The following is a 12,822-nucleotide window of genomic DNA, read 5'->3' on the forward strand; positions in this document are numbered from 1 at the left end:
TCCGTCGAAATGTGTACGGGTGGTGCAGCGCCAGTGTGCGGCCTGCACCGCCCTTTCGGCCAGGGTCCTCGGTCTCAGTGCTTGGCGGGCAGGAAGCCGATCCGCTCGTACGTCTGCGCCAGCGTCTCCGCGGCGACCGCGCGGGCCTTCTCCGCTCCCTTGGCCAGGACCGAGTCCAGCGTCTCCGGGTCGTCCAGGTATTCCTGGGTGCGGGCCCGGAAGGGCGTGACGAAGTCCACCATGACCTCGGCGAGATCCGTCTTCAGCGCGCCGTACATCTTGCCCTCGTAGCTCTTCTCCAGGTCCGCGACGGACGTGGCGGTGAGCGTGGACATGATGGTGAGCAGGTTGGAGACGCCGGCCTTGTTCTCCGGGTCGAAGCGGATCACCGTGTCGGTGTCGGTGACCGCGCTCTTGACCTTCTTCGCGGTGGTCTTCGGGTCGTCCAGGAGGTTGATGAGGCCCTTCGGCGTGGACGCCGACTTGCTCATCTTGATCGTCGGGTCCTGGAGGTCGTAGATCTTCGCCGTCTCCTTGAGGATGTACGGCCTGGGGATCGTGAACGTCTCGCCGAAGCGGCCGTTGAATCGCTCCGCGAGGTCGCGGGTCAGCTCGATGTGCTGGCGCTGGTCCTCGCCGACCGGGACCTCGTGGGCCTGGTAGAGCAGGATGTCCGCGACCTGGAGGATCGGGTACGTGAAGAGGCCGACGGTGGCGCGGTCGGCGCCCTGCTTGGCGGACTTGTCCTTGAACTGGGTCATGCGGGAGGCCTCGCCGAAGCCGGTGAGGCAGTTCATGACCCAGCCGAGCTGCGCGTGCTCGGGGACGTGGCTCTGGACGAAGAGGGTGCAGCGCTCCGGGTCGAGGCCGGCGGCGAGCAGCTGGGCGGCGGCGAGCCGGGTGTTGGCGCGCAGCTCGGCGGGGTCCTGCGGGACCGTGATCGCGTGCAGGTCGACGACCATGTAGAAGGCGTCGTGGGTCTCCTGCAGGGCGACCCACTGGCGGACGGCGCCGAGGTAGTTGCCGAGGTGGAACGAGCCTGCGGTGGGCTGGATTCCGGAGAGCACGCGGGGACTGTCAGAGGCCATGCACATCATTCTCTCAGGTGTGGGAACCGTTCCCCGACTGCCCGTCCGTCGAGGGTGCGCGGACGCGGTCACGGACGTGGTCTTCGACACGGACGCGGTCTTCGATACGGACGCGGTCTTCGATGAGACCGGGAACACGGCGCGGCCGGTGGCCCCGCGCTCCTGTGTGCCGGGAGCGCGGGGTCCTGCCCTGTCGTCAGACCGGGAGGCCCGGGGCGGGGTGGGCGGCCATGAGGTCGGCGACCTCGGCGCGGACCGTGCGGAGGGTGTCCTCGTCGCCCGCGCCGGCGGCGGTGACGGCGCGGTCGATCCACTCGGCGACCTTCACCATGTGGTCCGTGGTGAGGCCCCGGGAGGTGAGGGAGGGGGTGCCGATGCGGATGCCGGAGGGGTCGAAGGGCTTCCGCGGGTCGTAGGGGACGGTGTTGTAGTTGACGACGATCCCGGCCCGGTCGAGGGCCTTCGCGGCGATCTTGCCCGGGACCTGCTTGGGGGTGAGGTCGATCAGGATCAGGTGGTTGTCGGTGCCGCCGGAGACCAGGTCGAAGCCGCGGGCGAGGAGCGCCTCGGCGAGGGCCTCGGCGTTGGCGACGACGGCGTGGGCGTAGTCGCGGAAGGAGGGCAGGGAGGCCTCGCGGAGGGCGACGGCGATGGCGGCGGTGGTCTGGTTGTGGGGGCCGCCCTGGAGGCCGGGGAAGACGGCCTTGTCGAGGGCCTTGGCGTGCTCCTCGGTGGACATCAGCATGGCGCCGCGCGGGCCGCGGAGGGTCTTGTGGGTGGTCGTGGAGATCACGTCGACGTGGCCGACCGGGGACGGGTGGGCGCCGCCCGCGATGAGGCCGGCGATGTGGGCGACGTCGGCGACGAGGACGGCGCCGGACTCGCGGGCGATCTCGCCGAAGGCGGCGAAGTCGATGGTGCGGGGCAGTGCGGTGCCGCCGCAGAAGATGACCTTCGGGCGCTCCTTGAGGGCGAGGTCGCGGACCTGGTCGAAGTCGATGCGACCGGTGTCCTGGCGGACGCCGTACTGGACGCCCCGGAACCAGGTGCCGGTGGCGGAGACGCCCCAGCCGTGGGTGAGGTGGCCGCCCATGGGCAGGGCCATGCCCATGACGGTGTCGCCGGGCCGCGCGAAGGCGAGGTAGACGGCGAGGTTGGCCGGGGAGCCGGAGTAGGGCTGGACGTTGGCGTGGTCGACGCCGAAGAGGGCCTTGGCGCGCTCGATCGCGAGGGTCTCGACCTGGTCGATGTTCTGCTGGCCCTCGTAGTAGCGGCGGCCGGGGTAGCCCTCGCTGTACTTGTTCTGGAGGACGGTGCCGGAGGCTTCCAGCACGGCGGCGGAGACGTAGTTCTCGCTGGGGATGAGGCGCAGGGTCTCGGCCTGGAGCCGTTCCTCGGCGCCGACGAGGGCGGCGAGCTCGGGGTCGGCGGCGGCGAGCGCGGGGTGCTGCTGCGGGGCGGTCATGGTGGTGTCCTCCGGGCGTTCGGTGGAACGGTCCCGGGGCTGAGGTGCGCACGGGACCGGGATCCCGTGATGCCCAGGCGGGCGGCACCTCGTGTGGTGGAGCGCGCGCGGCTCCCCCGGGGTCGCTTCCCCGTACGCCAGTCGCCGTGCGTGTTTCCACAGTAGCTGGCGTGCCGCCGTCGAGGTTTCCCTGTCCGGCATCCGAGCGACGATAAGAAGGGGGCCACACGTACCCCCCGAGCCGCAGGACGAACGGAGATCCCGTGTCGAGGACAGAAGAGGCGATCGCTTCCGCGGACGCGCACAGCGCGCACAACTACCACCCCCTTCCGGTCGTCGTCGCCTCGGCGGACGGCGCCTGGATGACCGACGTCGAGGGCCGTCGCTACCTCGACATGCTCGCCGGGTACTCGGCGCTCAACTTCGGGCACGGCAACCGCCGTCTGATCGACGCGGCGAAGGCGCAGCTGGAGCGGGTGACGCTGACCTCGCGCGCCTTCCACCACGACCGGTTCGCCGAGTTCTGCGCGCGGCTCGCGGAGCTGTGCGGCAAGGAGGCGGTGCTGCCGATGAACACGGGGGCGGAGGCGGTCGAGACGGCCGTGAAGACCGCCCGGAAGTGGGGGTACGAGGTGAAGGGCGTGCCGGACGGGCACGCGAAGATCGTGGTCGCGGCGAACAACTTCCACGGCCGGACGACGACGATCGTGAGCTTCTCGACGGACCACGAGGCGCGGGACCACTACGGGCCGTACACGCCGGGGTTCGAGATCGTGCCGTACGGGGACCTGACGGCGATGGAGGCGGCGGTCACCGAGAACACGGTGGCCGTGCTGCTCGAACCGATCCAGGGCGAGGCGGGGGTCCTGGTCCCGCCGGCCGGTTACCTGGCGGGGGTGCGGGAGCTGACGCGCCGGCGGAACGTGCTGTTCATGGCGGACGAGATCCAGTCGGGCCTGGGCCGGACGGGGCGGACGTTCGCGTGCGAGCACGAGGGCGTGGTGCCGGACGTGTACATCCTGGGGAAGGCGCTGGGCGGCGGCGTGGTGCCGGTGTCGGCGGTGGTGGCCGACCGTGACGTGCTCGGGGTGTTCCGGCCGGGCGAGCACGGGTCGACGTTCGGCGGGAACCCGCTGGCGTGCGCGGTGGCCCTGGAGGTCATCGCGATGCTGCGGACGGGCGAGTTCCAGGAGCGGGCGGCGGAGCTGGGCGAGCACCTCCACGCGGAACTGGGGCTGCTCGTGGGCGGCGGCGCGGTGGAGACGGTGCGCGGGCGCGGGCTGTGGGCCGGGGTGGACATCGTGCCGTCCAGGGGCACGGGGCGGGAGATCTCGGAGAAGCTGATGGAACGGGGGGTTCTGGTGAAGGACACGCACGGGTCGACGATCCGGCTCGCGCCGCCGCTGGTGATCTCCAAGGAGGACCTGGACTGGGGTCTTGAGCAGCTGAGGGGGGTCCTCTCGGCCTGACGGCCGGGGCGGTGCCCCTCCCGCCTCCCGTGTGGGCAATCGTCCCGCTGGGGCGAGGGGGCGGGCGCCGCCCTGGCCGGCGCGCCCACAACGGGGGGGCGCCGCCCCGGCGGGCGCGTGCTCACAACGCGGGCGGCGGTCCGCAGCGAGGCGCGGCGGGTTACAGGATCACGTGCGGGAGGAAGCGGGCGTATTCGTCGGTGATGAGGCCCGTCGACTCCCGGATCCCCAGCCCCGCCGCCTCGTCCTCCACCACCCACGCCCCCAGCACCACCCGGTTGCCGTCGAAGTCGGGCAGGGGGGCCAGTTCCTGGTAGCAGCAGGCCTCCCCGTCCCGTACGAAGGGTTCCGTGCCGGCCTGGTGCAGGGTGACGCCCGCGCCCTCGCGGCCGAGCAGCGGCTTGGCGACCCAGCCGGTGGTGGAGGCGAGTTCGCGCGGCCCGTCGAGGTAGGCGGGCAGCAGGTTGGGGTGGCCGGGGTTCAGCTCCCACAGGATCGCGAGGAGCGCCTTGTTGGAGAGCAGCATCTTCCAGGCGGGTTCGATCCAGCAGGTCGTGCCGGTGCCGCCGCCGTTGTCGAGGGTGTCGAGGACGTGCGGGCCGAAGCGGTCGGTGGTCAGCCATTCCCACGGGTAGAGCTTGAAGCAGCTGCGGATGAAGCGGAGCCGGTCGTCCACGAAGCGGCGCGAGAGCCGGTCCCAGCCGATCCGTTCGACGGAGAGCGCCTCGGTGTCGAGTCCGGCCTGCTGGGCGGTCTCGCGCAGGTACGCGACCGTCATCAGGTCCTCGCCGAGTTCGTCGCCGTCCGAGTGGGCGAAGTGGACGGGACCGGGCGGGAGGAGGTGGGCCTGGCGCTTCCAGGCGTCGACGAGCCGCTCGTGGAGGGAGTTCCACTGGTCGGCGCCGGGGAATCGTTCCTCCATCCAGAACCACTGGGGGCTCGCCGCCTCCACCAGGGAGGTGGGGGTGTCGGCGTTGTACTCCAGCATCTTGGCCGGGCCCGTGCCGTCGTAGCGGAGGTCGAAGCGGCCGTACAGGGAGGGGAGTTCGGCCCGCCGCCGCCAGGACTCGGCTACCAGGCCGGCCAGCTTGGGGTCGGTGATCCCGAGTTCGGCGAAGCGGTCGTGTTCGACGATGTGCGCGGCCGCCGTCAGGCACAGCGCGTGCAGTTCCTCGACGACCTCTTCCAGGGCCTCGACCTCGGGCAGCGAGAAGGAGTAGTACGCGCTCTCGTCCCAGTACGGGCGCAGCGAGCCGTCCGGGTAGCGGGTCAGGGGGTAGACGAGCCCCTGCTCCTCGACCGTCCGCTGCCAGTCGGGCCGGGGCTCGGTGGTGTGGCGTTCCATGGTGTCGTGCCCGTCTCAGCCGCCGCCGGTGCCGGAGCAGCCGAAGCCGCCGCTGTCGACGGCGGTCTTGTCGAAGCTGCCGCCGCTGACGCGCTGGTCGCGGACGGATCCGCCGTAGTAGTACGCGCCCCGGGTGGTGCTGTCGTTGTCGTCGTCGCTTCCGCCGCCGCTCTCGCAGCGGTAGCTGGGCAGTTCCTCCCGGGTCAGCGGGTCCACGCACCGCCGGTCCGGCTCCGAACCGCACGCGGTGATCGTCGCCGCGAGCACACCCATCCCGCCGAGCACCACCGTGCTGGACCTCAGCCTGCGCATGTCCGTCGCCTCCCCTTCACCGCGTCACGTCCGCCGCGACCGCACAGTGTAGGCCGGTGATTTCCGGCCTCACCCCCTAGAGTCGTTTCGTGCTACTCGGGATGATTTGCGCACTGGCCTCGTCCGTCTGCTTCGGCGCGGCATCGGTCCTCCAGGCGATGGGGGCCCGCGCCGCCGAGCCCGGGACGGGCGGCGGCGTCGATGTCGCGCTGATGTGGCGGGCCCTGCGGCAGTGGCGCTATCTCGCCGGTCTCGGGATGGACGGTCTGGGCTTCGTCCTGCAGATCGTGGCCCTGCGGACGCTGCCCATCTACGTGGTGGGCGCGGCCCTCGCCGCCAGTCTGGCGGTCACGGCGGTCATCGCCTCCCGGGTGCTGAAGGTGCGGCTGAGCCGGGTGGAGTGGGCGGCCGTGGCCGTGGTCTGCGCGGGGCTCGCGATGCTGGCGCTGGCCTCCGGCAAGGAGGGCCACCGGGACGGCTCGGAGGCGCTGCGCTGGGCGCTGCTCGGGATCTCCTTCGGCGTCCTGCTGCTGGGCGTCGGGGCGGGCCGGCTGCCGGAGCGGCCCCGGGCGCTGGTCCTCGGCCTCGGGGCCGGGTTCGGCTTCGGGGTGGTGGAGGTGGCGGTCCGGCTGATCGACGGCATCGACTTCGCCGATCCCGTCTGGTACGCGCTCCTCGTCGGCGGCGGGGCCGCGTTCGTCCTGCTGACCTCGGCGCTCCAGCGCGGCTCGGTGACCACGGCGACGGCGGGCGCGGTGCTCGGCGAGACGATCGGGCCCGCGATCGTCGGGGTGGCCTGGCTCGGGGACCGCACCCGGGAGGGGCTCGGCTGGCTGGCGATCGTCGGTTTCGCCGTGGCGGTGGCGGGCTCCCTGACGCTGGCCCGCTTCGGCGAGGCCCCGGCCCCGGCCTCGGCCCCGGAGTCCGCCACGCTGTAGCGACCCTTACGGCAGCACCCCGCACAGGGCCCGGAGTGCGCCCTGCCAGCCGCTGTCGGGGGGTGTGGCGTAGCCGACGACGAGGCCGTCGAGGGTGGGCGGCACCGTGGGGCGGCGGAACCGGTTGACGCCCTGGACGGCGAGGCCGCGCCAGGCGGCGGCCCGCAGGGTCGCCTGCTCGGTGCCGGCCGGGAGGGCCAGGACGGCGTGGAGGCCGGCCGCGATCCCGCTGACCCGGGTCTCCGGTGAGTGGGTCGCGACGGCCGCCACCAGCTGGTCGCGGCGGCGCCGGTAGCGCAGCCGCATCGCCCGTACGTGCCGGTCGTACGCCCCCGAGCGCAGGAACTCGGCGAAGGCCAGCTGGTCCGGCGCGCTCGACGTCCAGTCCACGGCTCCCTTCGCCGCCGCCACCTCCTGCGCCAGCTCCTGCGGCAGGACCATCCAGGCGAGGCGGAGGCCGGGCGCCAGGGACTTGCTGGCGGTGCCGAAGTAGACGACGCGGTCGGGGTCGAGGCCCTGGAGGGCGCCGACCGGCTGCCGGTCGTAGCGGAACTCCCCGTCGTAGTCGTCCTCCAGGACGAAGCCGCCGGAGGCGCGCGCCCAGTCGACAGCGGCCGCCCGCCGGTCGGGGGGCAGGGCGCCGCCCAGCGGGTACTGGTGGGCGGCCGTCATGAGGACGGCCCCGCAGCCGTCGAGCCCGGCCAGCTCCTCGGTCCTCGTGCCGCGCTCGTCGAAGCCCAGTGCGGGGGTGCCGAGTCCGGCCCGGCGCAGGAGGTCGTCGTGGAGCCAGAGGCCGTACGACTCGACGGCCACGTCCCGTACGCCCCGGGCCCGCAGCACCTCGCCGATCAGCGTCAGGCCGTGCACGAAGCCGGAGCAGATCACGATCCGCTCGGGTCGGGCGTGCACGCCCCGGGCGCGGGCGAGGTACTCGGCGAGCGCGGTGCGCAGTTCGGGCCGGCCGCGCGGATCGCCGTACCCGAAGGCCTCGTTGGGGGCGTCGATGAGGGCCCGGCGGTACGCCTTGAGCCATTCGGCGCGCGGGAAGGAGGCGAGATCGGGGGTGCCGGACTGGAGGTTGTGCACGAGTGCGGCGGTCCGGCCGCGACCGGTGCCGGACGACGGTGGCGAAGGGGGTCTCCCCTGCTCCGGCGAAGCCGAGAGCTTGGGGAGGGACGGCGCCGGGGGGCGGGGCGCGGCGCGGCGGGCGACGCGGGTCCCGGAGCCCTGCCGGGCGGTGAGCCAGCCCTCGGCGACGAGTTCGGCGTAGGCGTCGGCGACGGTGTTGCGGGCCATGCCGAGGTCGGCGGCGAGCGAGCGGGAGGACGGCAGCCGGGTGCCGGCCTCCAGGCGACCGCTGCGGACCGCCTCCCGCAGGGCGTCCATCAGGCCCGCGCGGAGCCGGGTGCCACGGAGTTCCAGGTGGAGGTCGGAGCCGAAAGTGGCCCAGTCGTTCGCCATGGAAATGGACCATACAGCTGAGCCAACGGCTTCGTACGGTGGTCGGCATGACGACGACGGAATCGACCGAGCAGACCGCGTACGCCCACGAGCACGCGCCCCGCCTCCCCCTCGCCGAGCACCTCCCCGAGTTCTACCGGGCGATGATCCGGCTGGAGACGGCGGCCGCGAAGGACATCGACCCGACCCTGTACCACCTGATCAAGCTCCGCGCCTCGCAGGTCAACCGCTGCGCGTTCTGCATCGACATGCACAGCAAGGACGCGCTGGCCGAGGGCGAGAGCATCGAGCGGATCGTTCAGCTCTCCGCCTGGGAGGAGTCCCGGCACTTCTACACCGAGCGCGAACTCGCCGCGTTCGCCCTGACCGAGGCCGTCACCGTCCTCACCGACGGCTTCGTGCCCGACGAGGTGTACGCACGGGCCGCCGCGCACTTCGACGAGACCGAACTCGCCCGGGTCATCGCCGCGATCGTCACGATCAACGCCTGGAACCGGATCGGCGTCACGACGCGCATGACGCCGGGCCACTACACCCCGAAGTCCGCGTCGTGAGCACCCCGGTGAACGCCTCGGAGGCCGCTTCGGAGGCCGCTTCGGAGGCCGCTTCGAAGAGCGCCGAGGTCCTCCGCGCCCTGCACCACGACCGCGCGGCCGGCGTCCCGCTCGTGCTGCCCGGCCCGTGGGACGCGGCGAGCGCCCGCGCCTTCGAGGCCGCCGGCTTCCCCGCCCTCGCCACCCCGAGCGCCGCCATCGCCGCGTCCCTCGGCCACGAGGACGGGGCGACGCCCGCCGACGAGATGTTCGCCGCCGTGGCGCGCATCGTCCGGGCCGTGTCCGTCCCCGTCACGGCGGACCTGGAGGGCGGCTACGGACTGTCCGCCGCCGAACTCGTCGAGCGGGTACGGGAGACCGGCGCGGTCGGCGTGAACCTGGAGGACAGCGACGCCACGGGCGGTCTCAAGGACCCCGAGGCACACGCGGAGTGGCTGGCGGAGGTACGGGCGGCGGCCGGACCCGGGCTCTTCGTGAACGCGCGCATCGACACGTACCTCCGCGAGGACGTCGTCGACCCCGCCGGGGAGGCGCTCGTCCGCGCCCGCCTCTACGCGGCGGCGGGCGCGGACTGCGTGTACCCGATCAAGGCCCCGACCGCCGACCTGCCGGGCCTGCGGGCGGCCCTCGGCGACCTGCCGGTCAACGCCCTGTCCCTCCCGGACGGCCCGTCCTTCGCCGAACTCGGCCGCCTGGGCGCGACCCGCGTCACCTTCGGGCCCGGCCTGCTCTTCCGGTCCCTGCACGCGCTCGCGGACCTGGCGGCCGAGGTGCGGGCCCAGGCTCAGTAGGCACCGGGCCGGAAGAACTCCAGGGCCACGCGGAGCCGTTCGCGCTGCTTCGGCCAGTCGGCGTCCGGACCGGCGGCCAGGATCGCGTACTGGTTGCCGTCCTGGGCGGTGAAGGCGCGGTCGACGACCTTGCGGCGGCCGCCCTCACGGTCGTACGCGTACACGAGCTCGGCGGAGTCGGCGGGCGCGTCGGGCTCGCCCGTGACCCGTCCGAGGCTGACCTCGGTGTAGCCGGGCTTGTTGGTCCGGCCGTCCTCGGAGGCGCCGCGCAGCGCCTCGTACGGCGTCATGCCCGCCTCCTGGATGACGAAGACCTGGATCAGGCTCCGCCCGTCCGGCGCGTTGTAGAACACGCCCTGCTCGGACTCGGTGCGGTTCCAGCCCTCGGGGACGGCGATCGTGAAGCCCTTGAGGTCCTCCTGGGCGCGGTAACCGGGCGGGGGCACGTCGTCCAGGGGCGTGGACGTGCCGGACGGGGACTCCGAGGGGGTCTCCGACGGGGCCTCGGAGGTCGGCCGGCCCGTCTCCGCCGTGGCCGAGACGGAGGCCGGGGGGCCCGCCGCCGGGCCCGTCCCGTTCTCGCTGCGGCCCCAGACCAGCCAGGCGCCCACGGAACCCGCCGCGAGGACGGCCACCGCCACCCCGGCCGCCAGGACGACCCGCGAACGGGCCCGGGGCGCCGGGACGGGCGGCGCGGGGTACTGCCAACCACCGGCGTCGGGGGCGTATCCCGGGGGCCCCGGCAGGTGACCCGGGCCGTGGTCCGGCGCGTACTCCGGAGGAGGAGGCGGCGGAGCGACGGGCCCGGCGGCCCCGGTGGTCCCAGCGACCCCGGCGCCACCGGCGACCCCGGCGGCCTGCGGAGCCGGAGGCCCGACGGGGACCACGGGCCCGGCTGCCCCAGCGCCCCCCGGGGCCACGGGCCCGGCGGACCCCACACCCCCCGGAACCACGGGCCCACCGGCCCCAGCCCCCTCCGAGACCACAGGTCCACCGGCCCCAGCCCCCTCCGGGACCACAGGACCGGTCGGGCCTCCCTCCGGGACCACCGGACCGGTCGGGCCTCCCTCCCACGTGGGGGCGGGTGTGCTCTCCGTCGTCCCGCTCTCCCAGCTCTGCGTCTCGTCGTTCCAGCGGGCCCCGCCCGCCGGAACGCCCCCGTGACCGCTCATCTCACCCTCCGAGCAGGGCGCCGACGGCCTGCCCCACGGCCACGCCCGAGGCGAGGATCCCGGTCACCGCGCCCGCGTCCGTGAGGGCGCGGCGCAGGGCGGCGAGCCGTCCGGTGCCCGCGCGTCCGGTGCCCTCGATCTCGTCCTCGGCGTCGGAGAGTTCGGCGTCGAGCGCGGTCGTCTGCTCGGAGGGGACGACGCCCTCCAGGTCGGCGCGGAGCCGGCGGATGGCCCGGAGGAGCTCCTCCTGCCGGGCGTCACGGGCGGGCTGCGTGCCGTTCACCGTGCTGGTGACGGTGTTGTGGTCGCCGATGGTGACGTTCCCGCTGGTGTTGGTGACGTGAATGCCGCCACGGTCGCGGGAGTTCCCTGTCTCAGCCACGGTCGCCTCCGGTCGTGGAAGTGGTGAAGGTCTTGCTGGTGACGGTGTTGTGGTGCCCGACGGTGACGTTCCCCTTGGTGTTCTCGATGAACGTGCCGCCCTCGGCCACGTGGACGATCTTCTGCTCGAACTCGGCGGTCTCGTAACCGGCTTCGCGGAGCGCGAGCGTCACGCCGTTCGCGACACGGTCCTGCACGCTCTTCAGGTAGCGGCTGACGTCCATCTCCTGGAAGAGGGAGGCCTCGTCGTCGGAGCCGAGCTCGCGGATCGAGATCCACGGCCCCTCGGGCAGCGCGCCCGCGTGACCGGCGGTGAGCACCCGCCACAGCTGGGCGAGCGCGCGCCAGAGCGTGACCACGGCCTGCCCGGCCGAGCGCGGGGTCTGCCCGAGCGCCCAGACGGCCTTGCCGAAGTGGTGGTTGTGCCGGTAGCGGTGGGCGATCCGGTCGGCGTACCGGTAGAGCCGCTTCACCGGCCGCAGGACGTGCGGGGCGACCTCCAGCATCAGCATGCCGCCCTGGGTGTGGACGCGGACGAAGACCGTGGTGACGATCTCCTCGCCCCAGCCGCCGACCCGGATGCGGAGGAAGTGACGGCGGGTCTCGCCGCCCTCCTCGATGGCGCGCGAGCGGTGCGCCTCGAAGTCCTCGGGGGTGTACGGGGCGGCCGTGCGGGCCGGCAGTCCGTCGACGGGCAGGAAGACGACCTCGTCGATCTCCAGCTCGCGCAGCCGGTCCCGTACGGCCGCCTGGAGCTGCGGCGAGCCGTGGAGGGAGGGCACGCGGAGCGCCTCCAGGAGGGGGACGACGTGCCGCAGGACGGCGCTGTTGTCGAGCGGTTCGGGCGCCTTGCCGTCGAGGTTCTTGCGGGGGCGCAGCTCGACGGAGAGCGACCAGGGCTCGTACGGGGAGCCGGCGCCGCAGAAGGGGACGTCGGCGTCGTACATGATCAGCCGGGCGTGCTGTTCGACCCGGATCCGGTCGCGCAGCCGGCGGAAGCGGGCGCTCTCGGTCTGCTCGGCCGGGTCGGAGCGCTGGTCGGCGAAGCGCTCGCGGGACAGCTCCTGGGTGAGCGCGCGGGCGAACTGGCCGCGCTGGGCGGCCACCGCCCAGGCCACGAGGAGCGGCACGGCGATGGTGATCCACACCTCCAGCGGACCGATGCCCCACATCTCCTGGGCGGCGAGTTCGACCGCGAGGCCGACGAACTCTCCGGCCTCGCCGGTTTCGCCGAGGAACTCCCAGCCGGACCCGTCGTCGCCGAACGCCAGGAAGAAGAGCAGCAGCGCGGACTGGACGAACATCAGCCGCCCGTACCAGCGCAGCAGGAACGCGGAGACGATCCGGTAGACGGGGGCGGTGGCGGACCGGCCGCGCACCCAGCGGGCGATGCCGAGCACCAGGAAGGGTGTGAGGAGGAGCGCGATCAGGCCCTTGGTGAGGGGGATCGCGACGATCCAGAGGGCGAGGACGCCGGCGGCCCAGCCGAGTTCGACGCGGCGGGCGCGCAGCGCGTGGGCGAGGACGCGGCTCGCGTCGTAGCCGAGGGAGGGGGCGGCGAAGCGCTCCTCGTGGACGTACAGCTGATCGATGACCGCGTCACGGAATCCGTCGTCGAGGTACGTACCGGCGCAGAGCATGCGGGTCGCCTCGCTGGCGGCCGGTAAGCGGCGCGGGTCGACGGCGGACGACGGTCCGCCGGACTGGTGGGGTACGAACGACTGCGGCAAAACTCCCCCGATGGTGTGGAACCGTCCATGTTTCCGGCCCAGTTGGCCGGGAACCGAGGGGACAGCATAGGGGAGGCGGGAGTTCCGTGTCGGCCCGGAAAACGACGCCCCCGGGC

At 73.3% G+C, this 12,822-nt stretch carries 12 protein-coding genes and 1 riboswitch; of the genes, 4 read left to right on the plus strand and 8 right to left on the minus strand.

Translation table 11 applies throughout. The features are described from left to right. Positions 1-74: 74 nt before the first annotated feature. Complete coding sequence (trpS, locus tag BLW86_RS14535) at positions 75-1,088, minus strand: tryptophan--tRNA ligase (RefSeq protein ID WP_093874452.1); 1,014 nt, start codon at positions 1,086-1,088, stop codon at positions 75-77. Positions 1,089-1,284: 196 nt separating this feature from the next. Continuing rightward, entirely contained in the window at positions 1,285-2,553 is a 1,269-nt protein-coding gene (gene glyA, locus BLW86_RS14540; RefSeq protein WP_093874453.1) for a serine hydroxymethyltransferase, read from the minus strand. 64 nt (positions 2,554-2,617) lie between these two features. Then, a riboswitch (ZMP/ZTP riboswitch) is annotated at positions 2,618-2,708 on the minus strand. 108 nt (positions 2,709-2,816) lie between these two features. On the opposite strand from glyA, the gene rocD reads away from it, so the two are divergent. Then, positions 2,817-4,022, plus strand: a complete 1,206-nt coding sequence (gene rocD, locus BLW86_RS14545) for an ornithine--oxo-acid transaminase (protein ID WP_093874454.1) — start codon at positions 2,817-2,819, stop codon at positions 4,020-4,022. A gap of 160 nt (positions 4,023-4,182) precedes the next feature. Here rocD and BLW86_RS14550 read toward each other — a convergent pair whose 3' ends face one another. Continuing rightward, entirely contained in the window at positions 4,183-5,367 is a 1,185-nt protein-coding gene (locus tag BLW86_RS14550; protein ID WP_093874455.1) for a glutathionylspermidine synthase family protein, read from the minus strand. Positions 5,368-5,382: 15 nt separating this feature from the next. Then, positions 5,383-5,679 carry a hypothetical protein gene (locus BLW86_RS14555; RefSeq protein ID WP_093874456.1) on the minus strand — a complete coding sequence of 99 codons (297 nt, stop codon included), beginning with the start codon at positions 5,677-5,679 and terminating at the stop codon, positions 5,383-5,385. 101 nt (positions 5,680-5,780) lie between these two features. Here BLW86_RS14555 and BLW86_RS14560 point away from each other — a divergent pair, with 101 nt between their 5' ends. Then, the gene (locus BLW86_RS14560) at positions 5,781-6,617 is read left to right on the plus strand and encodes a DMT family protein (RefSeq protein ID WP_093874457.1); all 837 of its coding nucleotides are present in this window, start codon (positions 5,781-5,783) and stop codon (positions 6,615-6,617) included. 6 nt (positions 6,618-6,623) lie between these two features. Here the strand turns inward: BLW86_RS14560 and BLW86_RS14565 are convergent, their stop codons facing one another. Continuing rightward, complete coding sequence (locus tag BLW86_RS14565; protein WP_093874458.1) at positions 6,624-8,078, minus strand: MocR-like pyridoxine biosynthesis transcription factor PdxR; 1,455 nt, start codon at positions 8,076-8,078, stop codon at positions 6,624-6,626. Between the two features lie 47 nt (positions 8,079-8,125). On the opposite strand from BLW86_RS14565, the gene BLW86_RS14570 reads away from it, so the two are divergent. Both BLW86_RS14570 and BLW86_RS14575 read left to right on the plus strand, forming a co-directional pair. Then, positions 8,126-8,632 (plus strand): carboxymuconolactone decarboxylase family protein, encoded by a 507-nt coding sequence (locus BLW86_RS14570; protein WP_093878667.1) that lies wholly within the window; start codon positions 8,126-8,128, stop codon positions 8,630-8,632. A gap of 8 nt (positions 8,633-8,640) precedes the next feature. Beyond that, positions 8,641-9,423 carry an isocitrate lyase/PEP mutase family protein gene (locus BLW86_RS14575; protein ID WP_093878668.1) on the plus strand — a complete coding sequence of 261 codons (783 nt, stop codon included), beginning with the start codon at positions 8,641-8,643 and terminating at the stop codon, positions 9,421-9,423. Here the strand turns inward: BLW86_RS14575 and BLW86_RS14580 are convergent. From BLW86_RS14580 to BLW86_RS14590, 3 genes are all read right to left on the minus strand, one after another. Beyond that, positions 9,417-10,310, minus strand: a complete 894-nt coding sequence (locus BLW86_RS14580; protein WP_143060250.1) for a hypothetical protein — start codon at positions 10,308-10,310, stop codon at positions 9,417-9,419. The two genes, BLW86_RS14575 and BLW86_RS14580, sit on opposite strands and share 7 nt — an antisense overlap. 286 nt (positions 10,311-10,596) lie before the next feature. Beyond that, positions 10,597-10,977, minus strand: a complete 381-nt coding sequence (locus BLW86_RS14585; RefSeq protein ID WP_093874460.1) for a hypothetical protein — start codon at positions 10,975-10,977, stop codon at positions 10,597-10,599. Then, on the minus strand, positions 10,970-12,706 hold the full coding sequence (locus BLW86_RS14590) for a hypothetical protein (RefSeq protein WP_256341313.1): 1,737 nt from the start codon (positions 12,704-12,706) through the stop codon (positions 10,970-10,972). The genes BLW86_RS14585 and BLW86_RS14590 overlap by 8 nt, the downstream gene beginning before the upstream one ends. Positions 12,707-12,822: the final 116 nt, after the last annotated feature.

It is taken from the genome of Streptomyces sp. TLI_105, assembly GCF_900105415.1.
In the GTDB taxonomy this organism is placed as follows: Bacteria; Actinomycetota; Actinomycetes; order Streptomycetales; family Streptomycetaceae; genus Streptomyces.

What these genes read in the sequence shown, in the direction of transcription:
- glyA (WP_093874453.1), bottom strand. Translation starts at nt 2,553, where the DNA reads ATGACCGCCCCGCAGCAGCACCCCGCGCTCGCCGCCGCCGACCCCGAG.
- BLW86_RS14570 (WP_093878667.1), top strand. Translation starts at nt 8,126, where the DNA reads ATGACGACGACGGAATCGACCGAGCAGACCGCGTACGCCCACGAGCAC.
- BLW86_RS14560 (WP_093874457.1), top strand. Translation starts at nt 5,781, where the DNA reads ATGATTTGCGCACTGGCCTCGTCCGTCTGCTTCGGCGCGGCATCGGTC.
- BLW86_RS14555 (WP_093874456.1), bottom strand. Translation starts at nt 5,679, where the DNA reads ATGCGCAGGCTGAGGTCCAGCACGGTGGTGCTCGGCGGGATGGGTGTG.
- BLW86_RS14550 (WP_093874455.1), bottom strand. Translation starts at nt 5,367, where the DNA reads ATGGAACGCCACACCACCGAGCCCCGGCCCGACTGGCAGCGGACGGTC.
- trpS (WP_093874452.1), bottom strand. Translation starts at nt 1,088, where the DNA reads ATGGCCTCTGACAGTCCCCGCGTGCTCTCCGGAATCCAGCCCACCGCA.
- BLW86_RS14565 (WP_093874458.1), bottom strand. Translation starts at nt 8,078, where the DNA reads ATGGCGAACGACTGGGCCACTTTCGGCTCCGACCTCCACCTGGAACTC.